Raw genomic sequence first — 20,626 nt, forward strand, 5'->3', positions numbered from 1 at the left:
CAAAACGCCGCTGATCGAGGCGCAAAGCACAGCCATAGCTCGGGCTATGGCGCGCATTTGCAACGACGAGCAGCGGTGTTTTGGCGTGCAAGGCGGGCATAGGAAAAAGACTCTCAACCTCTCAGGCCGTGGCCAGGGTTTCGTCTTTGTGGCGGGCAAGCTTTGCGGCTTCCTTGAACGGGTCCAGGCCGGTGCGGCGCACGGTGTTCTGGAAGGTCTCGCCGCTTTCGCGCAGGTCGCGGTAGGTGCTGAGCACCGCCTCGATCACGTCGGGCACTTCGGCCGCAGAGAACGAGGGGCCGATCACCTTGCCCGCCACGGCAGCGCCCGACAGGTCGGAACCATCGGAGCCGCCCAGCGTGACTTGGTACCACTCCTTGCCGTCCTTATCCACGCCCAGGATGCCGATGTGGCCGCTGTGGTGGTGGCCGCAGCTGTTGATGCAGCCGCTGATGTGCAGGTCGATCTCGCCGATGTCGTCCAGCTCGTCCAGGTCCTGGTAGCGCTGGGTGATGGCCTCGGCAATCGGCAGCGAGCGGGCGTTGGCCAGCGCGCAGAAGTCGCCGCCGGGGCAGGCGATCATGTCGGTGAGCAACTGCACGTTAGCGCTGGCCAGGCCCAGGGCCTTGGCTTCTTGCCACAGGTCAAACAGGCGGCTGGCGTGCACCCAGGGCAGCAGCACGTTCTGGTCGTGCGTCACGCGGGCTTCTCCGGCGGAGTATTTGTCCACCAGGTCAGCCAGGGCGATCAGTTGTTCGCTGGTCGCATCACCCGGCGACTGGCCGGGGCGCTTGAACGACAGTGTGACGGCGCGCAGTTGCGGGTTTTGGTGCGGGTGCACATTGCGCTGCAGCCAGCGGCCGAACATCACGTGCTCTGCCGCCAGGGCGTCCAGCGATGCCTGCAGTGCTGCGGGGGGCACATCGGCAATGTTGGCCAGCTTCGGCGTCACAAAGCAGGCGGCCACGCGGTCAAACTCAGCCTGCGGAATGGTGTGGGGGCCACCGTCGATCTCGACGATCTGGCGGTACTCTTCTTCCACATCGTCGATGTACTGCTGGCCTTCGGCCTTGACCAAAATCTTGATGCGGGCCTTGTACTTGTTGTCGCGGCGGCCGTGCTCGTTGTACACGCGCACGATGGCCTCGATGTAATTCATGATCTGGTTCCAGGGCAGGAACTCGCGGATCACGGTGCCAATCACCGGCGTGCGACCCATGCCACCGCCCACAAACACCTTGAAGCCGATCTCGCCCTGCTCATTCTTGAGCAGGTGCAGGCCCACGTCGTGCCAGCCCGTTGCGGCGCGGTCGTCCTTGGCACCGCTGATGGCGATCTTGAACTTGCGCGGTAAAAAAGCGAACTCGGGGTGCAGCGTGGTCCACTGGCGGATGATTTCCGCATAGGGGCGCGGGTCCACGATCTCGTCCACGGCAATGCCGGCCAGGGCATCGGTGGTGGTGTTGCGGATGCAGTTGCCGCTGGTCTGGATGCCGTGCATGTCCACAGTGGCCAGCAGGTCCATCACATCCGCACTTTTGGACAGCGGAATCCAGTTGAACTGCACATTGGTGCGGGTGGTGAAGTGGGCGCAGTTCTTGGGCAGGAAGGTGGTGCCCAGCTTGCCCTGGCCTTCCATGGCGGCCTTGAAGACGGCCGCTTCGGGTTCGTCGTATTCGCGGGCGATCTGGGCCAGCACGCGCAGCTGGCGGCTGGCGATTTCACCGTAAGGCACAGCTACGCGCAGCATGGGGGCGTAGCGCTGCACATACCAGCCGTTTTGCAGGCGCAGTGGGCGGAAGTTGTCTTCGGGCAGCTTGCCGGTCTGCCAGCGCGTGAGCTGGTCACGGAATTGCCGTGCCCGCTGTTGCACAAATTGTCGGTCGAATTCTGTGTATTGGTACATCGTGGTCAGTGCAGTTCAGTGCGTGCAACTCAAATCAAGATCAGTTTGAAGCCCGCCCAGGCGAGCAACAGCGAGAGGATGGAGCGAATCAGGCGCTCAGGCGTGCGGGTCACCAGGCGCGAACCCAGCCAGATGCCCGGCAGTGAGCCAGCCAGCAATTGTGCAAGCAAAGGCCAGTCCACCGAGCCCAGCGAGGCGTGTCCGAGGCCCGCCACCAGAGTCAGGGGCACGGCGTACGCAATGTCGGCACCAATGATGCGCGGCAGGGGCAGCATGGGGTAGACCAGCAGCAACACCGTGACGCCAATGGCGCCCGCGCCCACCGAGGTAAAGGTGACCAGCGTACCGATGACGGCACCCATCAGCACGGGCAGGCTCCAGTGGCGAGGGCGTGTGGGGTCGCCCGTGTGGCTCTTGCGGGCTGCGGCTTCGGCCGCTTGGCGCTGGGCAGAAAACGCCACCACCTTATAGAGCGTGGCCGCTGCCGTCAGCAGCAGGGCAAAACCCAGGGTGGTGGTCATCACACGCTGCGCGGTGCTGCTGGCCGGGCCCATCACCTTGAGCGCCCACAGCGCCAGCAACGCGGCCGGAATGCTGCCTGCGCAAAGCTGGCCCACCACTTTCCAGGGCACCAGGCGCTGTCGGGCCAGGCTGACGGTGCCGCCCATCTTGGTGAAGGCCGCGAACAGCAGGTCGGTGCCCACGGCCATGTGGGGCTTGATGCCAAAGAAGAAAATCAGGATCGGCGTCATCAGCGAGCCACCGCCCACGCCGGTCAGGCCCACAATCAGCCCGACCGCAAAGCCCGCAAAAACAAACGCCAATTCATGCATGGGTGCGAATGTAGGGGAGAGGCTTATGGAAACAAACTATTGTTTCGCTCTGCTGATATGTCAATTTGCTTATAAGCAAGTGTGGGCGCGGTTTTTTAACGCGTTTTCAGCGTTTACAGGCGCTCGGTACCCAGCGCCCTGGCCAGCTTGGCGTCCAGCGGCAGGGGTTCGCCTTGCAGGCGGGCTGCCAGCAGCTCGCCACAGAGCAGCGCCAGCGTCAGCCCCCGCGCGCCCATGGCGGTGTTGACCCACAGGCCCGGAAGGTCCGTGGCGTCCACAGGGCCGACGATGGGCAGGCGATCCGGCGCGGTGCAGCGCACGGCGGCCCAGGTTTTCAGAGCAGGCGGCGCTGCCGGCCCCCCTTTGGGTTCTGACGCTGCGGTGGGGGGAGCGAGCGACCCTTGGTGGAACGCGGGCGCCAATTGCGGTGCAATTGCGGGCAGCAGTGCCTGCAACTTGCCCCAGTTGGTGGCATGGGCCGCCTGAACGTCGGCGGCGCTGGGCGGCAGGGCCTGCACATCCCGCTCAAACGTGGAGCCCATTACCCAACCCCAGCCCTGGCGGCCACCCGCATCGCCGCCGAGCGGAAAGCGGGGCACCAGGTTGCCGTTGCCGTTGGCCGGAAACGGCAGCAGCGGCGCCGCAGGGTCTGCATGGTCCCCCCACGACACCTGCCCCCGAACCGGCTGCAAAGGCCAGCGGTGGTTGAGCAGCTCCAGGCTGCCAGCGCCCGCCGCAATGACCACCGTGGGTGCCTCGGCCAGCACTTGGCCCTGGGCGTCCAGCGCCTGCCAGACCGGGGCGGCAGGGTGGTCATGGGCGGCGGGGGGCTCGGCACGTCGTAGCTGTGCCACCTGGCAGCCGCCTTGCCAGCGTATGCCAGGCTGTGCCAGCAAGGCCGTGGCCAGGCGGGCAGGGCGCACCCAGCCTGCCTGGTGGTGCCAGCAGGCCGTGGCATCGGGTGGCAACTGTGCAGCGGCCAGGGCGGCAGAGGGCGCGGGCTCGCTCCAGGCGGCGCCTGGCCCTTGGTCCCAAGCGGGCGATAGGCCGGGCGTGCCGTCGGTGCGGTGCTCCAGCACCCCGCAATGGGCCCAGTCCATGCCCTCGCTCAGCAGCCAGCGGGCCTGCTCCAGCGTGGTGCGGATACCGCTGCGCGACAGGCGCGAGAGCACACTGTCATCCGGCGACACATGGGGCGCAAACACCCCGACGGGCAGGGCCGATGCGCCTGCGGCGGGCTCGGGGGCCTGGTCCAGCACCACCACTTGCCAGCCGCGCCGGGCCAGGCTGGCGGCGGCGGCGGCGCCTGCAATGCCCCCGCCGATCACGATGCAGGGGCCGGGTGGGGATGGGTCGGGTGTCGCCCCCGCTTGGCGCGTGGTGCGAGGCTCCCAGCGCGGGTTGTAGGTGGCGTGCAGGTTGTCGCGCTTGGGCGGCACACCGGGCACACGGGTCACTTCAAAGCCACATTGCGCCAAGCCATCGCGCACAGCGCGTGCGATGGTCCAGGTGGCGAGCTGTGTACCGCGACGGCAACAGCGCGCCACGGCCTTCAGAGTGTGCAGGTCCCAGCTTTCGGGGTTGCGCTGGGGGCTGAAGCCGTCGAGGTAGATGGAGTCCACCGTCAGGTTCTGCTGGCGCAGCATGGCTTGCGTGTCGCCCACATACAGGGTGAGCAGCACCCGGCCGTCATCAAAACGCAGGCGGTGCACGCCCGGCAGCAGGCCCCACCACTGGCGGTGCAATGCCTCAGCCAGCGGCGCCAGCTCGGGGTGGACCGAGGTGGCTCGCAGCAGGTCGCCGGCACTCACGGGCCAGGCTTCTGTCGATACGAAGTGCAGCAGCGTGGGGCGCTGCGGGTCGGCGCGCCAGGCGGCCCAGGTCACCAGGAAATTCAGGCCAAAGCCAAACCCGGTTTCCAGAATGCGCCACTGCGATTGCCCCGCCCAGGCCTCGGGCAGGCCGCAGCCGTGCAGAAACACCCTGCGGGCCTGGGTGAGGCCGCCGTTTTCGCTGTGGTAGCGGTCGCCGAAGCGGGGGCTGTAGGGGGTGCCGTCCGGCAGCCACTCGATGGGTTCAGTCATGGAAACGGCAAAAGGCCGGCGTGGCGCCGGCCTGTTGGAAAGAGAAGGCGGTTTTTACCGCGAACCGCTCCAGGGTGCGTTGCGCTGCGTCACGCGCCGGGCGGGACATATCCCGCCGCAGCGTCAGCACCGCTGCCAAAAAAGTGGTTTTAGCGAAACCACTTTTTGCAGCGCTGCACTGCGCTTCGCTCCATTACGCACTGGGCGGGACGTATCCCGCCGCGGCGTCTGCGCCGCCCCCAAAGAAATGGTTTTCCATCTGGCGCGCCAGGTACTGGCGGGCGCGCGCATCGGCCAGGTTCAGGCGGTTTTCATTGACCAGCATGGTCTGGTGCTTGAGCCAGCCAGCCCAGGCTTCCTTGCTCACGCTTTCCCAGATGCGTTTGCCCAGTTCGCCGGGGTAGGGGGGGAAGTCGAGGCCTTCGGCTTCCTTGCCGAGCTTGATGCATTGAACGGTGCGTGCCATGGGAATTCCTTGTAGTGGGGGCGAGCGAAAAAGGCTTCGCTCAGATGATTTGGATATTAAGAACTGAAATCTCAGTAGTTCCAGTTTTGAAGAGGGCCTTCCAGAATGCGTTCCATCGGTGATTTGCACCGCAACACATTCACAAAAAGAGGCCCTTCCATGAACTTTCGCCGCGACTTTATCAAGTTTCCCTTCGCCGCTGCCCTGGTCAGCAGTTTGGCCCTGACGGCATTGCCGTCGTTTGCACAGTCTGTGACGCTGCTCAATGTGTCGTACGACCCGACCCGTGAGCTGTACGTGGAGTTCAACCAGGCCTTTGCCAAGCACTGGAAGACCAAGACCGGCCAGGACGTGACCATCAAGCAAAGCCACGGCGGCTCGGGCAAGCAGGCGCGCTCCATCATCGACGGGCTGGATGCCGACGTGGCCACCCTGGCGCTGGCGGGCGACACCGATGCGCTGCACACCAACGGAGGCTGGATCCCGAAAGACTGGCAAAAGCGCCTGCCGCACAACAGCTCGCCCTACACCTCCACCATCGTGCTGGTGGTGCGCCAGGGCAACCCCAAGGGCATCAAAGACTGGGACGACCTGGTGCGCGCCGACGTGAAGGTGATCACGCCCAACCCCAAGACCTCGGGCGGCGCGCGCTGGAACTACCTGGCCGCGTGGGAATTCGCCAAGCGCAAGTACGGCGGTGACGCCAAGGCCAAGGACTTCGTGGCCAAGCTGTACGGCAACGTGCCCGTGCTCGACACCGGCGCACGGGGCTCCACCATCACGTTTGCGCAGCGCAACCAGGGTGACGTGCTGATTGCCTGGGAGAACGAGGCCTACCTGCTCGAAAAGGAATTTGGCACCAAGTTCGACGTGATCGCGCCGTCCATCTCCATCCTGGCCGAGCCCGCCGTGTCGGTGGTGGACAAGAACGTGGACAAGAAGGGCACCCGTGCCGTGGCCGAGGCCTATCTGCAGTACCTCTACACCGAAGAAGGCCAGGACATTGCAGGCAAACATTTCTACCGCCCGGCTGTGTCCGACAAGGCCAAGGCCAAGTACGCCAAGCAGTTCCCCAAGCTGACCCTGTTCACCATCAACGACGCGTTCGGTGGCTGGGACAAGGCGGCCAAGGAGCACTTTGCGGACAACGCGAGCTTTGACCAGATCTACACCAAAAAATAGGCTCACCCCGAAGCGGCCTTCAGCCGCCTCCCCTCAAGGGGCGCCACCGCTGGACCGGCGAAGCCGGATCCAGGGTGGCGCTGGTCTGACCACGCCCTCTGGAATCCTCTCTTATGTCCGCTCTTCTCATCGCTGGTAGCCCCTCCGAGCGTTCCCGCTCCGCCGCCCTGCTGGATGCCGTGGCCCAGCGCCTCTCAGTGCGTGGTGCGCTGGTGGACCGCATCCACATCCGCGACCTCTCGCCCCAGGCGCTGCTGCTGGCCGACTTTGGCCACCCCACGGTGGTGCATGCCATCGACCAGGTGGCCGATGCCAGCGTGCTGGTGGTGGCCACCCCGGTCTACAAGGCGGCCTACAGCGGCGTGCTCAAGGTGTTTCTGGACCTGCTGCCGCAAACGGCCCTCAAGGGCAAGGTCGTGCTGCCCCTGGCCACGGGCGGCAGCCCGCACCACATGCTGGCGCTCGATTACGCGCTGCGGCCCGTGCTGCAGTCGCTGGGCGCCAAAAGCATCCTGCCGGGCATCTACGCCACCGACGCCCAGGTCACGCTGACGCCCGAGGGCAGCTACCACGTGCAGGCCGACATTGCCGCCCGGCTGGACGATGCGGTGAACGTGCTGGTGACCGAAACCCTGCGCCCGTCGCCCGCCCAGGCCACCCGGTTTGCGCCGGTGCCGTTCTCGCAGGTGCGATGTAGCGTCTGACGCGGGCCCGGCGCTGCGGCAGGCCCTCAGTGCCAGCGCCACCTTCCTTCCCCTTCATTTTCATTTTTGATTTTGCTGCGCCGGGTGCGCGGGCAGGGCGGTGTGCCGCCTGCTGCCAACCCAGCCCGGTCGCCCGTCCCACAACTGTTTTGAATCTGGAATCCGCACCATGAACGAACTGAACCGCTTCTCCCTGCAACGCCGCCAACTGCTGGCTGCGGTTGCTGCCACTACGGCAACGGTCGCAACGCCCCAGGCCTGGTCGCAAAACGCTGGCCGCGTGCTGCGCGTGGGCCACCAAAAGGGCTGGCTCTCCATCCTCAAGGGCCGTGGCACGCTCGAAAAGCGCCTGGCCCCGCTGGGCGTGAAGGTGACCTGGACCGAGTTCAACGCGGGCCCCGTGCAGCTTGAAGCCCTCAATGTCGGCTCCATCGACTTCGGCGACGTGGGCGAAGCCCCGCCCATCTTTGCCCAGGCCGCTGGCGCGCCGCTGGTCTATGCCGGTGCCACCGTGCCGCGCCCTGCGCTGGAGGCGGTCATCGTTCCCAGCGGTTCGCCCATCCGCAGCGTGGCCGACCTCAAGGGCAAGCGCGTGGCTTACAACAAGGGCTCCAACGTGCAGTATTTCCTGGTCAAGCTGCTCGATAAGAACGGCCTGAAATACGGCGACGTGCAATCCATCTTCCTGGCCCCGGCCGACGCGCGGGCCGCGTTTGAACGCGGCGCGATCGATGCCTGGATCATCTGGGACCCCTTCCTCGCCGCCGCGCAAAAGCAGCTCGATGCGCGCCTGCTGGTCGATGCCACGGGCGTGGCCAACAACCGCGCCTACTACTTCACCTCGCGCGACTTCGCCACCAGGAACGCCGACGTGCTGCGGATCGCCATCGAAGAAGTCAACGCCATCGACACCTGGGCGTCCAAAAACAAGGACGCCGCGGCGGCCGAGCTGTCTGCCGTGCTGGGTCTGGACAAATCCATCACCGACCTGTACCTGAGCCGCGCCCGCTTCGGCACCGCACCCGTCACGCGCGAGATCCTGGCCGAGCAGCAGGCGATTGCCGACACCTTCTTCGACCTCAAGCTCATCCCCAAAAAGCTCAACCTGCTACACGCCGCGCCGGTGGATCTGCTGTGACCCGGGCCACGAAAGGACACATCGCCATGACCCACCCCACCATCAACTCCGAGCGCCGCCGCGCACTGCAGCTGCTGGGCGTTACCGCTTTCAGCTGGGCGCTGGCCAGCCGCTATGCCCACGCGCAAAGCGCAGCCGTGCAAGGGCCTGAGCAACTGCGCATTGGTTATCAGAAGTCGGCCGTCAACCTCGTCATCCTGAAGCAGCAGGGCGTGCTGGAAAAGCGCTTTCCGGGCACGCGGATCAGCTGGCTGGAGTTCCCAGCTGGGCCGCAGCTGCTGGAGGCGCTGTCGGTCGGCAGCCTCGAATTCGGCCTGACCGGCGACTCGCCCCCCGTGTTTGCCCAGGCCGCCGGCAAAGACCTGCTCTACGTGGGCGCCGAGCCGCCCAAGCCCGACAGCTCGGCGCTGCTGGTGCTCAAGGACTCGCCCCTGCGCACCCTGGCCGACCTCAAGGGCCGCCGCATCGCCGTGCAAAAGGGCAGCAGCGCGCACTACCTGCTGGTGCGCGCCGTGGAGCGTGCGGGCCTGCAGTGGGCCGACATCCAGCCCGTGTACCTGGCCCCGGCCGATGCACGTGCCGCGTTCGAGCGCAAAAGCGTGGACGCCTGGGCCATCTGGGACCCGTTCTACGCCGCCACCGAGCTGGCTATCCAGCCCCGCGTGCTAGCCACTGGGCGCGACCTGGCCAGCAGCAACAACTCCTTCTACCTGGCGGCCCGCCCGTTTGTGCAAGCCCACCCCCAGGTGCTGCGCGTGCTGTTTGAAGAACTCAGCCGTGCCGACCGGCTGGCGCAAGAGGCGCGCAAGGACGCGATCAAGCTGATTGCCGACTTCAGCGGCCTGGACGCGGGCGTGGTGAGCCTGTTCATCCAGCGCCGTCCCTCGTCGCCCGTGGGGCTGTTGAGCAACGCCACGGTGGCCGACCAGCAGCGTGTGGCCGACGCGTTCTTCAAGCTGGGCCTGATCCCCAAACCCGTGAACGTGGCCGACATCGTGTGGCGGCCAGCGGCTGCGCAACTGGCCGCTGCCACCGCCAAGCCCTGAGTCACATCCGCCACATCCACCGCATCCAACCCATATCTATTCCGAGGCATTCATGAAAATTTTCTGGTTCATTCCCACCCACGGCGACAGCCGCTACCTGGGCACCGCCAAAGGCGCACGCCAGCTCAACCACGACTACTTGAAGCAAGTAGCAGTGGCGGCTGACAGCCTGGGCTACGAAGGCGTTCTCATCCCCACCGGCCGCTCGTGCGAAGACCCGTGGGTGGTGGCGGCCAGCCTGCTGCCCGTCACGCGCAACCTCAAGTTTTTGGTGGCCGTGCGCCCCGGCCTGCACCAGCCCGCGCTGGCTGCGCGCATGGCGGCCACGTTCGACCGGCTCTCGGGCGGGCGCCTGCTCATCAACCTGGTCACCGGCGGCGATCAGGCCGAGCTGGAGGGCGACGGCGTGTTCCTGGACCACGCCACGCGCTACGAACAGTCGGCCGAATTCATCCGCATCTGGCGTGAAATCCTCACGCGCAGCCACCAGGGCGAAAGCCTGGACTACGAAGGCAAGCACCTGTCGGTGAAGGGCGCCAAGCTGCTCTTTCCGCCGCTGCAGCAGCCCCACCCGCCCGTGTACTTTGGTGGCTCGTCGCCCGCCGCGCACGACCTGGCGGCCGAGCAGGTCGAGACCTACCTGACCTGGGGCGAGCCACCGGCGGAAGTCGCCAAGAAAGTGGCCGACGTGCGTGCGCGCGCTGCAAAACATGGCCGCACAGTGAAGTTCGGCATCCGCCTGCACGTCATCGTGCGCGAGACCGATGAGCAGGCCTGGGCCGCTGCCGAAGAACTCATCAGCCATGTGGCCGACGACACCGTGGTGCGCGCCCAGGCCGTGTTTGCGCGCATGGACTCCGAAGGCCAGCGCCGCATGGCTGCGCTGCACGCCGGTGGAGCCAAGCGCAGCCGCAAGGACCTGGAGATCAGCCCCAACCTGTGGGCGGGCGTGGGCCTGGTGCGTGGCGGTGCAGGCACCGCCCTGGTGGGCGACCCGCAGACCGTGGCTGCACGCATCGAGGAATACGCCGCGCTGGGGCTGGACACTTTTGTGCTGTCGGGCTATCCGCACCTGGACGAGGCCTACCGCTTTGCCGAGCTGGTGTTCCCGCTGCTGCCCCTGCCGCTGCGCAACCAGCTGGCCAGCGGCAACCCCTTGTTTGGCAACCCGCTGGGCCCGTTTGGCGAAACCGTGGCCAACGACTTTGTGCCGCGCGCGTCGCAAAGCTGATTTGCCCCGAACCGGAACTCTCCATGACACACACTGCAAGAGAACTGCAGGTATCCCCGGTGGCCGACGCCGTGGACCTGCCCATCGAAGGGCCGTTTTTGCCCGCACCCGTGGCCCGCTTTCTCGCCAGCGTCGCACAGCGCCTGTTGCCCTGGGCCGTGCCCATCGGCCTCATCGCGCTGTGGCAAATCGCATCGTCACTGGGCTGGTTGTCTACCCGCGTGTTGCCCGCACCGCTGGAGGTCGTCAAGGCCGCGTGGACGCTGGCCGCTTCGGGCGAGCTGTGGACCCACGTCCAGGTCAGCGCGGGCCGCGCGCTGGCCGGGCTTGCCGTTGGCGGCGGCCTGGGCCTGGCGCTGGGCCTGCTCACCGGCTCGGTCAAGCTGTTCGAAACGCTGCTCGACTCCACCATCCAGATGGTGCGCAACATCCCTGCATTGGCGCTGATCCCGCTGGTGATCCTGTGGTTCGGCATCGACGAATCGGCCAAGCTGTTTCTCATCAGCGTGTCGGTGTTCTTCCCGATCTATCTCAACACCTTCCACGGCATCCGCAATGTGGACCCGGGGTTGATTGAGATGGGCCGCACCTATGGCCTGGGCCGCTGGCAGCTCTACCGGCAGATCATCCTGCCCGGGGCGCTCTCCAGCATCCTGGTGGGGCTGCGGTTCTCGCTGGGGTTGATGTGGGTGATCCTGATCGTGGCCGAGACCATCTCGGCGCAGGCGGGCATTGGGTACCTCACGATGAATGCGCGGGAGTTCCTGCAGACCGACATCGTGCTGGTGGGCATCCTGCTGTATGCGCTGCTGGGCAAGCTGGCCGACGTCTTCGCCAAGGGGTTGGAGCGCTACTGGCTGAGGTGGCATCCCGGGTATCAGGCATGAGCATCCCCCTGAGCCGCTACGCGGCTTCCCCCTTCTCTCAAATCGCTACGCGATTCGGGAAGGGGGACGGCGCCAGCGCGGCGGGACGGCCCTTGCGCGGCGTCCCTCGCATTGGGTCGTGCCCAGTGCAGCCATCGCGCCCAATTACTCTCATTTTTATAGCTGCTAGCGCTTGATAGATAAGCGCAGGAGGCCATTTTGACCACTAATTTATCTTTACAACCCCAAGGTGTGCGCCTGGAAGTGCGCGGCGTGGACAAACGCTACGGCATGCGCGACGTACTCAAGAAGACCGAGCTGGTCATCGAACCCGGCCAGTTCGTCGCCATTGTGGGCCGCAGCGGCTGCGGCAAGAGCACACTGCTGCGCCTGGTGGCGGGGCTTGAACCTGTCTCCGGCGGTGCGATCCGCCTCGACGGCCAGGACGTTGCAGGCCTGAGCGGCGACACCCGCATCATGTTCCAGGACTCGCGCCTCTTGCCCTGGAAGCGCGTGCAGGACAACGTGGCCTTGGGCCTGCCGCCCGAGCTGCGTGGCGCAGCGGCCGATGTGCTGGCCCGCGTGGGCCTGGGGGATCGGCTCGGCGAATGGCCCGCGCGCCTGTCCGGCGGTCAACGCCAACGCGTGGCCCTGGCGCGCGCCCTGGTGCACAACCCGCGCTTGCTGCTGCTCGATGAACCATTGGGCGCGCTGGATGCGCTCACCCGCATAGAGATGCACCGCCTCATCGAAGGCCTGTGGCGCAGCAGCGGCTTCACCGCGCTGCTGGTCACCCACGACGTGCAAGAGGCCGTGGCCCTGGCCGACCGCGTGATCCTGATCGAAGACGGCCAGATCGCGCTGGACCAGCGCATCGACTTGTCACGCCCCCGCTCGCACGGCGACGCCGCGTTTGCCGCCGTCGAGAAACGCATCCTCGACCGCGTGCTGCAAAAACCCGATGGGGAGCCTGCGCACGAGGTTTCCTGGCCCGGCGTGCCTGCGCATGGTTTGCGCTGGGCGGTCTGATTTTTTTTCTCTCTCTTTTCGTTTGCTTGTTTTTCTTTCACTGACCTCTTTTTCAACGGACTATTCAAGGAGAACCTCATGTCCATTCAAGCCATCAACGTACGCAACCAGTTCAAGGGCAAGGTCCGCGAAATCATTCGTGGCGACGTCGTCTCCGAGGTCGATGTCGAGACGCCTTGGGGCGTCGTCACCTCGGTCATCACCACCCGCTCGGTGGACGACCTGGGCCTGGTCGTCGGCTCCGATGTGGTCGCGCTGGTCAAGTCCACGGAGGTGTCGATTGCGAAGCTGTGAGGCAACCGTCGTACGGATGGTGGGGGCAGTTCAAGAGGCCCACACTTTGACGTCCAGCGCCCGCAGGATAAGCTCAAGCAGCTGTCAGGTATGAAGTCTTCGGGCGCGGCTATCTGGCAAGAACCCTGGGGCCATTCAGCCCAAAACCGGCTGCGCGGCTTAGACTCTGCCGCATGACGACCCTCCTAATTTGCACTTTTGCCGCCTTGGCTGCGCTGCTCCACGCAGCGGCTGTCGCGCGAGCGGCGGCAAAGAAGAATGCGCGTCGTCAGCTGACGCCAGCACATTCCTAAGCCCGGCGGCACCCCCTCTCCCCATCCTCTTTCAGCGCAACCATCCACCGCCGGGCACCAGCCTCGCGCGGTAGCGGCCGTCTTGTTCACACGGGGCGACAGCCGCATTTGATGGAGTGCTTTCATGCATGAAGCTGTTGTTGTCGTTCACGGCGAGCGCACGCTCACCGACCTGGACTATTCGCGCCTGACCAAGCTAGTGGGCCACCAGCTCCCCGCTGTTCTTGAAGATCTGCTTGCCAATGCAGACATCACCAACTCGCGCGCCGTGTCGGCCAACGTGGTCACCATGTATTCCCGCGTGGAACTGGTGGACGTGCACACCCACCGGCGCCAGGTGCTCACCATCTGCTACCCGCAAGACGCAGAACCGGCTGCGGGTTTCATTTCGGTGCTGTCGCCCGTGGGCATCAGCCTGCTGGGCCTGAAGGTGGGGGATGTTGCCAAGTGGCACACGCCGCATGGCGAAGAGTGCGCGGCCGTTGTCGAAGGCATTCAGTTCCAGCCTGAGGCCACGGGTGACTACGTCACGTAGTCGTTAGCCCCGAAGCAACCCGTCTGCGGCCCGCCAGGGGCCGCGCTCACCCGCATCACCGCCGCCAGCCCGGCGCCATCTCGCATTGGCGCTGCGGGATAGGTGCGCGCTGTGCAAAACAGAAGGACGTTTAACCATGACCCCTCGCTCCATCCTCGCCATCACTGATTTCTCTCTGCAGGGAGGCTATGCCATCGCGCGCGCTGCGCTGCTGTGCGCTGAGCACCGTGCAACTTTGAGGCTCGTCTATCTGGCCCCACCCGCTGAGGCACCCCCACCGGACGCGGCCGTGCGCCTGTCGCACCACGCGCTGCAACTTCGGCAGCGCCACAACATCCACGTTCACGCGGCAACGCGCATCGACTTCACCGCTGCGGATGTGGCGCGCGAGGCGGCGGGCGCCGACTTGGTGGTGTGGGGCACGGCGCCGGTGCGTGGCCTGCGCGCCTGGTTCACCGCGCATCCAGCCATCCAGATCCTGCGCGCTTGCCAGCGCCCTGTGATCGTGGTGCGCAATCCTGCCGACCAGCCTTACCAGACTTTGATGGTGGCGGTGGACTTCTCGCGGGTGTCGCACCGGCTGGTCGAGCTGGCCTTTGCGCTGCATCCCGCCGCGAGGGTCGAGCTGTTTCATGCGATCAGCACCGCCAATGAGGGCAAGCTGCGGTACGCCGAAGTGTCTGAACGCGCCATTCAGATCTACCGGGAGGAGTGCCGCCGCCATGCGCAAGACCGGATGTTCACACTGACCGATTCGTACGACGCACGGCGCAACCGGCTCTCGTCTTCCATCGGCCGGGGCGATCCAGCCCGGCAGGTAGTGGTGCAACAGCAGAACACGGCAGCGGACCTCATCGTGGTGGGCAAGCACCCGGCGTCCAGGCTCTCGGACCTGCTGTTCGAGAGCGTGGCGCAACGCGTCGTGCGCGATGCGCTCGCGGATGTGCTGGTGGTGCCGAACGACTTTCAACCGGCGTCACGTGGCTCGGCGGTAAAGCGCCTGGCCACCGATCTGCCGGTGCGCCGCGTCAAGGCGGGTTCGCCGCGTTTGCCGAGTTATCCCAACCCGGCCGCGCTACCGGACTCCTTGCGCCTGTTCACGAACAGTCCTGCACCACCACATCCTTGACCACGGCCAGCGTCCGGGCCAGGTCTTCAAGCGCCACCGACCCCAGCGCGATGCGCAGCGCGTGGGGCACATGGGTGGTGGTGGCAAACCCTTCGGCGGTCGACACCGACACCCCGCGTTCCGCCAGGGTGGCGGCAATGCGGTCAGCCCGCTGGTCGTCGCCCAGCGGCAGCCAGACGAAGTACGAGTGCGGGTGCCGCACCAGCGGTAGCCCCGCCAGCGCCCGGGTGGCAATGGCCTGGCGCTGCGCGGTGTCTGCGCGTTTGTCGGCCTCCAGCCGGGCCACAGTGCCGTCTTCGATCCAGCCGCAGGCGATGGCGGTGATGACCCCGGCTGTGTTCCATGCGGTGGCGCGCACGGCGCGTTCGATGGGGGCGATCAGCTCGCGCGATGTGGCCACAAAGCCAAACCGCAAGCCCGTGGCCACGTTCTTGGACAGGCTGGAGAGGTACACCGTGCGCTCGGGCGCCAGCGCTGCGATGGGGGGCGGCGCCTCGGGCGCGAGGTAGGCATAGGGTGCGTCTTCGATCACCAGTAGATCGTGCGCGCGGGCCATGGCCACCAGGCGCTTGCGGGCGCGGGCGCCCATCACGCAGCCCAGCGGGTTGTGCAGGGTGGGCATGGTGTAGATGGCGCGCACGGGCCGGGTGTCGCACAGGCGCTGTAAGGCGTCCAGGTCGGTGCCAGCGGGGCCCACGGGTACCGGGGCCAGGTCCAGCCGCAGGCGTTCGGCCAAAACCCGAAAGCCGGGGTAGGTGAGAGCGTCTACCGCCACGACGTCGCCGGGGTTGAGCAGGCCCATGGCCGCCACAGCCATGCCGTGCTGCGCGCCGTTGACGATGAGCACCTGCTCGCCCGTCACTTGCAGCTGGCGCGTCTTCAGGTGCCCGGCCACGATGGCGCGTTCATGCGGCCGGCCGCCGTAGGGGTGGTAGTGCAGCAGCGATTCCAGGTCGCCGGAGGCGGCCAGCTTGCGCAGGGCATCCCGCAGCAGGTCTGCCTGACCCGGCACGCTGGGGTTGTTGAACGAGAGGTCTGCGGCGCTGGGCGCGGGCGTGGTGAGGTCGGCGTCGGCACCGCGCGGGGAGGCGGGGTCGCGCACAAAGGTGCCGCGCCCGGTTTCGCCCACCACCAGGCCGATGGCCTCCAGCTCGGCATACACGCGGCTGGCCGTGGCCAGCGCCAGTCCATGCCGCTGGGCCAGTGCGCGGTGGGTGGGCAGGCGTGTGCCCGGCCGCAGCTGCCCCGCGCGGATGTCCGACGCCAGTGCGTCCACCACTTGCTTGTACCGAACCTGGCCCATGGCGTTGTGCCCCTGCGTTGAAACGTATCTATGACAATTTTTTGATTGTATTGAATACCGTCGATAGGATGCGCTTCGCACATTCCGTGCCTCATTCACTCTCCTTTCCGCTACAGAACAGGACTCCACCGCCATGCGCATCGCCATCCTGACCTTCGACGGTTTCAACGAACTCGACTCCCTGATTGCCCTGGGCCTGCTCAACCGGGTGAAGAAACCCGGGTGGGAGGTGTCGCTGTGCTGCCCCACAGACCAGGTGCGTTCCATGAACGGCGTGACGGTGCAGGCCCAGTCGCTGCTGCCGTATGCGCGGTCGGCCGATGCCGTGCTGGTGGGCAGCGGCGTGAAGACGCGCGAGGTGGTGCAGGATGCCGCGCTGATGGCGCAGCTCGCCTTCGATCCGGCGCGCCAGCTGCTGGGCGCCCAGTGTTCGGGGGCTTTGATCCTGGCCAAGCTGGGGCTGCTTGACGGCGTGCCGGCCTGCACCGACCTGACCACGAAACCCTGGGTGCAAGAGGCTGGTGTCACCGTGCTGAACCAGCCTTTCTTTGCCAAGAGAAACGTGGCCACGGCGGGCGGGTGCCTGTCGGCGCAGTACCTGGCCGCCTGGCTGATCGCGAGGCTGGCAGGGCCCGAGGCGGCCCGCGAGGTCATCCACTACTTTGCCCCGGTGGGCGAGAAGGAGGAGTACGTCGCCCGGGCTATGGGGCATGTCACCCAAGATGGCAGTTGATGCGAGTGACTGTGCCATCGCTTGCTAGGGGAACGGACTCTGTGCAGCGGTTGGCGGGTTGAGCGGCTGCGCTTGGGCCCCTATGCAGGGTATTCGCCGGTGCCGTGGGGTTCAGAGCTTGCCCTCCCGTCGCGGCGGAGCTGTTTGCGCTGCGCTGTGCTGCGTCGCCAGGTACGCAGAAGGTGGCGGGCGGCGCTTGCCAGGGCTTCGTCCAGCGCGCAGCGCCAGTCCTTTGCCACAGAAGACACGACCACAGCGCCTGCACCGTCGGTGCGCAGGGCTATCTGGCAGCGCTTGTCAGGGCCGCCCCGGGGGCCGTTGATGTCCTCCAGCTTGACCTCTGCACGCGGCACCAGGGCGTTCAGCCGCCGAAAGGCGAAACGCACGCGACGCTCCACGGCATCGCGCATAAGTGCGGCTTCGGGGTGGCGTGTTCTGAAAAGAATCTGCATTTGCGATCTCCTGAGTTGAGGGGGACACCGTAGCTCGCAGCTTGGCGGTAAACCAGCAGGAAATTTCTTCGTTGCATTTCTGAAAATCCTGTGCATTGGCGGCGATTTCGCTGCGGATGAGTCACTTCGACTTTTTGGATGTCTACATCAGAGAAAACCTGCTTCTTGTCAGCGGGCGGGGGCCACATATTCAAGGCTTCTTCCTGTTCGCAACTTTCCGCCTCAAAGGAGCCGTCCGTGAAACCCTGGTCCGGAATCTCTTCACTTATTGCCTCCCTGCGTCATCGCCTTGTGCGCTGGCTCTCCCGTGTCGCCGTGGCTCGGGCACCTGTGCTGCGGCGCGTTCCGGTCAAGGTGCCGCTGCGGGTGCAAGCCCAGTACCGCGACGGCTGGCAGCCGCGTTAACGCTATCGCCGCTAGGGCGCGCTGGGTCAACCATTGCTTGCTTGTCACCTTTGTCATTGCACTTACCCCATTTCAAGGAGATCAGAGATGCGTAGCTATCCCCGCAATAGCCCCGAAGCTGTGGCCCGAATCGTCGCCTTGCTGTTGATATCGGATGGCCATGTGAGCCGGTCCGAGCTGGATGCCTTGCATGGGCTTGATATGGAGCAGGAACTGAGTCTGCCGCAAGGCGGCTTTGGCAAGGTGCTGCATGGCCTGTGCGAAGACCTGTGGATGGGCATGCATGAACAGCGGGTTTTGACCGCCAGCATTGATGGCCCCACGCTGACCTTGCTGTTCGCTGAAGTGACAGACCCTGAGCTGCGGCGCAAGACCCTGGAGTTCGCGTACACCGCAGCCATGGCAGACAGTCACCTGGCGCCGAGTGAGTGGTGGCTGATGAATGCAGCAGGCCAGTATTGGCAAATGGGCTTCATGCCCTCCGGGATCGGCCACTACGAGCTGGCGCAGGCTGCCTGATGCAGCTGTAACTGCAAGTGCAACCATAAACAAGGGGGATGGTGGTTGTGTGGGAAGCCCGCTAGGCTGTACCCAGCCCTGCGGAAGCATCCACCAACTGCCGCACCAGCGGGTGGTGCTGCCCCCGGCGCGACCAGATAGCGTGAACCTCCTCAAAAAGCTGGGGGCATTCACCCAGCAGGCGCAGCCCACGCACCAGCCCCACATCTTGCGCACCCAGACGGCTGACCGGAAATACCCCCAGCCCCCGGGCCGCAAACACGGCCAACAAGGCGCTGTCTTCAAACTCGCCCACTACACGTGGTTGCACTCCAACGTCCTGAAACCAGGCATCCAGAGTGGCCCGTAGTGGTGCATGGTGCGTAGGCAGCAGCACGGGAAAGTCTTGCAACGACTGGGGAAACCGGTCACGCACCTGCTTTTTTACCAGCGACGCCGGGCCATACCACTGCAGGGCCGAGCGGGCAATGCGTTGACTTGTCAGGCGCTGGTGGGGGTTGCGCGGCGCGGCTTGCCCGGCCAAAACCACGTCCAGCTGGTGCAGTGCGAGCTCGGATAGCAACTCGTCGGACTCGCCCTCGTGGCACACCAGCCGCAAATGGGGCGTGGCCAGAACGGGCTCCAGCAGTGCATGCGCCGCCAGTTTGGAGATGCCGTCAGACAGACCCACCGACAACCGGGCCACACGGGCGGTTGCGGCTTCGCGCACCTCTTCTTCGATGTGCTGGCCCAGTTGAAAAATCTCTTCAGCCCGTGTGAATGCGGCTTGCCCGGCTTCGGTCAGCGCCACACCGCGCCCCGAAGGCTTGAGAAGCTGGTGGCCCAGCGCTTTTTCCAGATCGCGCACCTGTGCGCTGATGGTTTGCACAGCCATGTTCAGCCGGTCTGCCGCACGGGCAAAGCCACCTTCCTTGGCAACCATCCAGAAGTAGTACAGGTGGCGGTAGTTCAGCATGGGCGGGCTCAGGTTCGAGAAAACCGAATGCTAGGTGCGGCTGGGGCTGGTGTCTATGCCGCGCGGGTTTGCCCATACTCGCCGCTTGCCAATTTGAAAATATAGGAAGCTTTCACATGTTCTACGCACTCAACTGGTTTCTTTCATTGGCGCTTTTGGCCCTGTGGTCTCTGGCATGCTGGGGAATGCATGCGGTCACGGTCTGGGTGGTGTCCAGCGCGGGCGCATTGGCCGGCGGCAGCGCGGTGGCAAACACCATCCTGGTGCCAGGCTGGCTCAAGGCCTGGATGCCCCCAGAGTTGATGGGCCAGTGGGAGGCCTTCGTATCATCTGTGGGCCCCATGGTGCAAGCTGTGCTGGAGGCCGTGCCTGCTCTTGCAGGGGGCGTCACCTTCCTGGCCTGGGTGCTGTGGGGCCTGGGTGCCGTGCTGCTGGTGGCACTGGCGGTCGGTATCCACATCCTGATTGCGCTGGCAAAGCGCCATAACGGTGGCCCTGGCGCGGCCAAAGCGGCACTGGCGCGCTGAACGAGGCAGCGCAGCCCTTGCACGGGCTGCGTCACATTCCGGGTATGTTGGCGTGGCGCTTCTGCATCAATGGTTTTCCGTCTCATCGGGGCGGCTGGGGTTGAGCCGCTCCATGAACAAATCCACCAGGGCACGCAGCCGTGGTAGCCTGCGCAAATCCCGGTGATAACCTAGCCAAACGTCGCGCCCTGGCGGAGCCTTGGCGCCTTCCAGCCTTTGCAAGCCGGGGTGTGAATCACCCAACGGGCACGGCAACACGGCCAGGCCCGCGCCCGATGCACAGGCCACCGCCTGCACGTGCCGGTTGTTGCTGCGAAACGTGATGCGCGCAGAGGGAAAGGCCTCGCGCAGCCAAGCTGCGTCCGGCATTTCGCTGAAGCCCAGGTCCATCGTGATGAGGCGAACGTCGGCCCCGTCTTGGTGTACATCTGCGCCGCGCTGGGTGTACAGCGCGTAGGGCACATGCATCAGCCGCCGCTGTATGACGTCGGGTTCGTCAAAAGGAACAATCCGCGCCACCAGGTCTGCCTCGCGGCGTGCCAGGCTGAACAGGCGCGCATCGGTCAGGAGTTCGATGGTGACCCGAGGGTGGTGGTTGGTAAACGCTGCGCAAAGGGGCGCCAGCACGTGCAGACCAAACCAGTCGGAGGTCGATAACCGCAGGCTGCCTTCCAGCTGTTGATCAGCGCCATCCAGTTGCCTGGAGAACGACAGTGCTTGCGCCTCCATACCCTCGGCATGGCTCAGCACGGCGGCCCCCTCGTCGGTCAACACGAAGCCCTCGGAGGTTCGCTGGAACAGGGTGTGGCCCAGAGAAAGCTCCAACGCCTTCAGCCTGCGGCCCATGGTGGGCTGGCTTTGTTGGAGCGCGCGGCCTGCCGCACCCAGCGTGCCGTGCCGGGCAATGGCCAAGAACACCTGCACGTCATCCCAATTCATCGGCTGCTTCATGCAAAAGTGAATGAACGAGTTTCAATCTTGTGGATTTTCATTCAA

At 65.5% G+C, this 20,626-nt stretch carries 21 protein-coding genes; 13 read left to right on the forward strand and 8 right to left on the reverse strand.

The annotated features are described in order from the left end of the window. Nucleotides 1-121: 121 nt before the first annotated feature. The 4 genes from C8C94_RS04280 to C8C94_RS04295 all read right to left on the reverse strand — a co-directional run bounded on the left by C8C94_RS04280 (nucleotide 122) and on the right by C8C94_RS04295 (nucleotide 5,289). Nucleotides 122-1,906: a nitrite/sulfite reductase gene (locus C8C94_RS04280; protein WP_121419840.1), complete on the reverse strand. Its 1,785-nt coding sequence runs from the start codon at nucleotides 1,904-1,906 to the stop codon at nucleotides 122-124. A gap of 29 nt (nucleotides 1,907-1,935) precedes the next feature. After that, nucleotides 1,936-2,739: a sulfite exporter TauE/SafE family protein gene (locus C8C94_RS04285; protein WP_055393880.1), complete on the reverse strand. Its 804-nt coding sequence runs from the start codon at nucleotides 2,737-2,739 to the stop codon at nucleotides 1,936-1,938. 113 nt (nucleotides 2,740-2,852) lie between these two features. Next, nucleotides 2,853-4,823 (reverse strand): FAD-dependent 5-carboxymethylaminomethyl-2-thiouridine(34) oxidoreductase MnmC, encoded by a 1,971-nt coding sequence (mnmC, locus tag C8C94_RS04290; RefSeq protein WP_121419841.1) that lies wholly within the window; start codon nucleotides 4,821-4,823, stop codon nucleotides 2,853-2,855. Nucleotides 4,824-5,016: 193 nt separating this feature from the next. Beyond that, a complete protein-coding gene (locus tag C8C94_RS04295; protein ID WP_010461281.1) occupies nucleotides 5,017-5,289 on the reverse strand; it encodes an oxidative damage protection protein in 273 nt (90 codons plus the stop codon). Between the two features lie 159 nt (nucleotides 5,290-5,448). Here C8C94_RS04295 and C8C94_RS04300 point away from each other — a divergent pair, with 159 nt between their 5' ends. The 10 genes from C8C94_RS04300 to C8C94_RS04350 all read left to right on the forward strand — a co-directional run bounded on the left by C8C94_RS04300 (nucleotide 5,449) and on the right by C8C94_RS04350 (nucleotide 14,736). Then, nucleotides 5,449-6,471 (forward strand): sulfate ABC transporter substrate-binding protein, encoded by a 1,023-nt coding sequence (locus C8C94_RS04300; RefSeq protein ID WP_121419842.1) that lies wholly within the window; start codon nucleotides 5,449-5,451, stop codon nucleotides 6,469-6,471. 113 nt (nucleotides 6,472-6,584) lie between these two features. Beyond that, nucleotides 6,585-7,175 (forward strand): NADPH-dependent FMN reductase, encoded by a 591-nt coding sequence (gene ssuE / locus C8C94_RS04305; protein ID WP_121419843.1) that lies wholly within the window; start codon nucleotides 6,585-6,587, stop codon nucleotides 7,173-7,175. 169 nt (nucleotides 7,176-7,344) lie between these two features. Continuing rightward, nucleotides 7,345-8,313 carry a sulfonate ABC transporter substrate-binding protein gene (locus tag C8C94_RS04310; protein ID WP_121419844.1) on the forward strand — a complete coding sequence of 323 codons (969 nt, stop codon included), beginning with the start codon at nucleotides 7,345-7,347 and terminating at the stop codon, nucleotides 8,311-8,313. 26 nt (nucleotides 8,314-8,339) lie between these two features. Beyond that, on the forward strand, nucleotides 8,340-9,359 hold the full coding sequence (locus tag C8C94_RS04315) for a sulfonate ABC transporter substrate-binding protein (protein WP_121419845.1): 1,020 nt from the start codon (nucleotides 8,340-8,342) through the stop codon (nucleotides 9,357-9,359). Nucleotides 9,360-9,411: 52 nt separating this feature from the next. After that, nucleotides 9,412-10,590 (forward strand): FMNH2-dependent alkanesulfonate monooxygenase, encoded by a 1,179-nt coding sequence (ssuD, locus tag C8C94_RS04320; RefSeq protein WP_121419846.1) that lies wholly within the window; start codon nucleotides 9,412-9,414, stop codon nucleotides 10,588-10,590. Between the two features lie 23 nt (nucleotides 10,591-10,613). Beyond that, the gene (gene ssuC / locus C8C94_RS04325) at nucleotides 10,614-11,477 is read left to right on the forward strand and encodes an aliphatic sulfonate ABC transporter permease SsuC (protein ID WP_121419847.1); all 864 of its coding nucleotides are present in this window, start codon (nucleotides 10,614-10,616) and stop codon (nucleotides 11,475-11,477) included. Nucleotides 11,478-11,747: 270 nt separating this feature from the next. Further along, the gene (locus C8C94_RS04335) at nucleotides 11,748-12,485 is read left to right on the forward strand and encodes an ATP-binding cassette domain-containing protein (protein ID WP_233573569.1); all 738 of its coding nucleotides are present in this window, start codon (nucleotides 11,748-11,750) and stop codon (nucleotides 12,483-12,485) included. A gap of 78 nt (nucleotides 12,486-12,563) precedes the next feature. Beyond that, entirely contained in the window at nucleotides 12,564-12,779 is a 216-nt protein-coding gene (locus C8C94_RS04340; protein WP_010461298.1) for a molybdopterin-binding protein, read from the forward strand. A 417-nt stretch (nucleotides 12,780-13,196) separates the two neighbouring features. Further along, nucleotides 13,197-13,607 carry a GreA/GreB family elongation factor gene (locus tag C8C94_RS04345; protein ID WP_121419849.1) on the forward strand — a complete coding sequence of 137 codons (411 nt, stop codon included), beginning with the start codon at nucleotides 13,197-13,199 and terminating at the stop codon, nucleotides 13,605-13,607. A gap of 136 nt (nucleotides 13,608-13,743) precedes the next feature. After that, the gene (locus C8C94_RS04350; protein ID WP_121419850.1) at nucleotides 13,744-14,736 is read left to right on the forward strand and encodes a universal stress protein; all 993 of its coding nucleotides are present in this window, start codon (nucleotides 13,744-13,746) and stop codon (nucleotides 14,734-14,736) included. Here C8C94_RS04350 and C8C94_RS04355 read toward each other — a convergent pair. Beyond that, nucleotides 14,705-16,039: a PLP-dependent aminotransferase family protein gene (locus tag C8C94_RS04355; RefSeq protein ID WP_121419851.1), complete on the reverse strand. Its 1,335-nt coding sequence runs from the start codon at nucleotides 16,037-16,039 to the stop codon at nucleotides 14,705-14,707. The genes C8C94_RS04350 and C8C94_RS04355 overlap by 32 nt on opposite strands. 133 nt (nucleotides 16,040-16,172) lie before the next feature. On the opposite strand from C8C94_RS04355, the gene C8C94_RS04360 reads away from it, so the two are divergent. Then, nucleotides 16,173-16,772 (forward strand): DJ-1/PfpI family protein, encoded by a 600-nt coding sequence (locus tag C8C94_RS04360; protein WP_121419852.1) that lies wholly within the window; start codon nucleotides 16,173-16,175, stop codon nucleotides 16,770-16,772. A gap of 80 nt (nucleotides 16,773-16,852) precedes the next feature. Here the strand turns inward: C8C94_RS04360 and C8C94_RS04365 are convergent, their stop codons facing one another. Continuing rightward, entirely contained in the window at nucleotides 16,853-17,224 is a 372-nt protein-coding gene (locus C8C94_RS04365; RefSeq protein WP_121419853.1) for an HPF/RaiA family ribosome-associated protein, read from the reverse strand. A 492-nt stretch (nucleotides 17,225-17,716) separates the two neighbouring features. On the opposite strand from C8C94_RS04365, the gene C8C94_RS04375 reads away from it, so the two are divergent. Beyond that, nucleotides 17,717-18,148 (forward strand): TerB family tellurite resistance protein, encoded by a 432-nt coding sequence (locus C8C94_RS04375; protein WP_121419855.1) that lies wholly within the window; start codon nucleotides 17,717-17,719, stop codon nucleotides 18,146-18,148. A gap of 61 nt (nucleotides 18,149-18,209) precedes the next feature. Here C8C94_RS04375 and C8C94_RS04380 read toward each other — a convergent pair whose 3' ends face one another. After that, nucleotides 18,210-19,103: a LysR substrate-binding domain-containing protein gene (locus C8C94_RS04380; protein WP_121419856.1), complete on the reverse strand. Its 894-nt coding sequence runs from the start codon at nucleotides 19,101-19,103 to the stop codon at nucleotides 18,210-18,212. A 116-nt stretch (nucleotides 19,104-19,219) separates the two neighbouring features. On the opposite strand from C8C94_RS04380, the gene C8C94_RS04385 reads away from it, so the two are divergent. Beyond that, a complete protein-coding gene (locus tag C8C94_RS04385; RefSeq protein ID WP_121419857.1) occupies nucleotides 19,220-19,630 on the forward strand; it encodes a hypothetical protein in 411 nt (136 codons plus the stop codon). A 66-nt stretch (nucleotides 19,631-19,696) separates the two neighbouring features. Here the strand turns inward: C8C94_RS04385 and C8C94_RS04390 are convergent, their stop codons facing one another. Next, nucleotides 19,697-20,569: a LysR family transcriptional regulator gene (locus tag C8C94_RS04390; protein WP_121422692.1), complete on the reverse strand. Its 873-nt coding sequence runs from the start codon at nucleotides 20,567-20,569 to the stop codon at nucleotides 19,697-19,699. Nucleotides 20,570-20,626 lie beyond the last annotated feature (57 nt).

It is taken from the genome of Acidovorax sp. 94, from assembly GCF_003634645.1.
In the GTDB taxonomy this organism is placed as follows: domain Bacteria; phylum Pseudomonadota; class Gammaproteobacteria; order Burkholderiales; family Burkholderiaceae_C; genus Acidovorax; species Acidovorax facilis.

Coding starts and splice junctions, on each gene's coding strand:
- C8C94_RS04280 (WP_121419840.1), bottom strand. CDS start 1,906: ATGTACCAATACACAGAATTCGACCGACAATTTGTGCAACAGCGGGCA.
- C8C94_RS04285 (WP_055393880.1), bottom strand. CDS start 2,739: ATGCATGAATTGGCGTTTGTTTTTGCGGGCTTTGCGGTCGGGCTGATT.
- mnmC (WP_121419841.1), bottom strand. CDS start 4,823: ATGACTGAACCCATCGAGTGGCTGCCGGACGGCACCCCCTACAGCCCC.
- C8C94_RS04295 (WP_010461281.1), bottom strand. CDS start 5,289: ATGGCACGCACCGTTCAATGCATCAAGCTCGGCAAGGAAGCCGAAGGC.
- C8C94_RS04300 (WP_121419842.1), top strand. CDS start 5,449: ATGAACTTTCGCCGCGACTTTATCAAGTTTCCCTTCGCCGCTGCCCTG.
- ssuE (WP_121419843.1), top strand. CDS start 6,585: ATGTCCGCTCTTCTCATCGCTGGTAGCCCCTCCGAGCGTTCCCGCTCC.
- C8C94_RS04310 (WP_121419844.1), top strand. CDS start 7,345: ATGAACGAACTGAACCGCTTCTCCCTGCAACGCCGCCAACTGCTGGCT.
- C8C94_RS04315 (WP_121419845.1), top strand. CDS start 8,340: ATGACCCACCCCACCATCAACTCCGAGCGCCGCCGCGCACTGCAGCTG.
- ssuD (WP_121419846.1), top strand. CDS start 9,412: ATGAAAATTTTCTGGTTCATTCCCACCCACGGCGACAGCCGCTACCTG.
- ssuC (WP_121419847.1), top strand. CDS start 10,614: ATGACACACACTGCAAGAGAACTGCAGGTATCCCCGGTGGCCGACGCC.
- C8C94_RS04335 (WP_233573569.1), top strand. CDS start 11,748: ATGCGCGACGTACTCAAGAAGACCGAGCTGGTCATCGAACCCGGCCAG.
- C8C94_RS04340 (WP_010461298.1), top strand. CDS start 12,564: ATGTCCATTCAAGCCATCAACGTACGCAACCAGTTCAAGGGCAAGGTC.
- C8C94_RS04345 (WP_121419849.1), top strand. CDS start 13,197: ATGCATGAAGCTGTTGTTGTCGTTCACGGCGAGCGCACGCTCACCGAC.
- C8C94_RS04350 (WP_121419850.1), top strand. CDS start 13,744: ATGACCCCTCGCTCCATCCTCGCCATCACTGATTTCTCTCTGCAGGGA.
- C8C94_RS04355 (WP_121419851.1), bottom strand. CDS start 16,039: ATGGGCCAGGTTCGGTACAAGCAAGTGGTGGACGCACTGGCGTCGGAC.
- C8C94_RS04360 (WP_121419852.1), top strand. CDS start 16,173: ATGCGCATCGCCATCCTGACCTTCGACGGTTTCAACGAACTCGACTCC.
- C8C94_RS04365 (WP_121419853.1), bottom strand. CDS start 17,224: ATGCAGATTCTTTTCAGAACACGCCACCCCGAAGCCGCACTTATGCGC.
- C8C94_RS04375 (WP_121419855.1), top strand. CDS start 17,717: ATGCGTAGCTATCCCCGCAATAGCCCCGAAGCTGTGGCCCGAATCGTC.
- C8C94_RS04380 (WP_121419856.1), bottom strand. CDS start 19,103: ATGCTGAACTACCGCCACCTGTACTACTTCTGGATGGTTGCCAAGGAA.
- C8C94_RS04385 (WP_121419857.1), top strand. CDS start 19,220: ATGTTCTACGCACTCAACTGGTTTCTTTCATTGGCGCTTTTGGCCCTG.
- C8C94_RS04390 (WP_121422692.1), bottom strand. CDS start 20,569: ATGAATTGGGATGACGTGCAGGTGTTCTTGGCCATTGCCCGGCACGGC.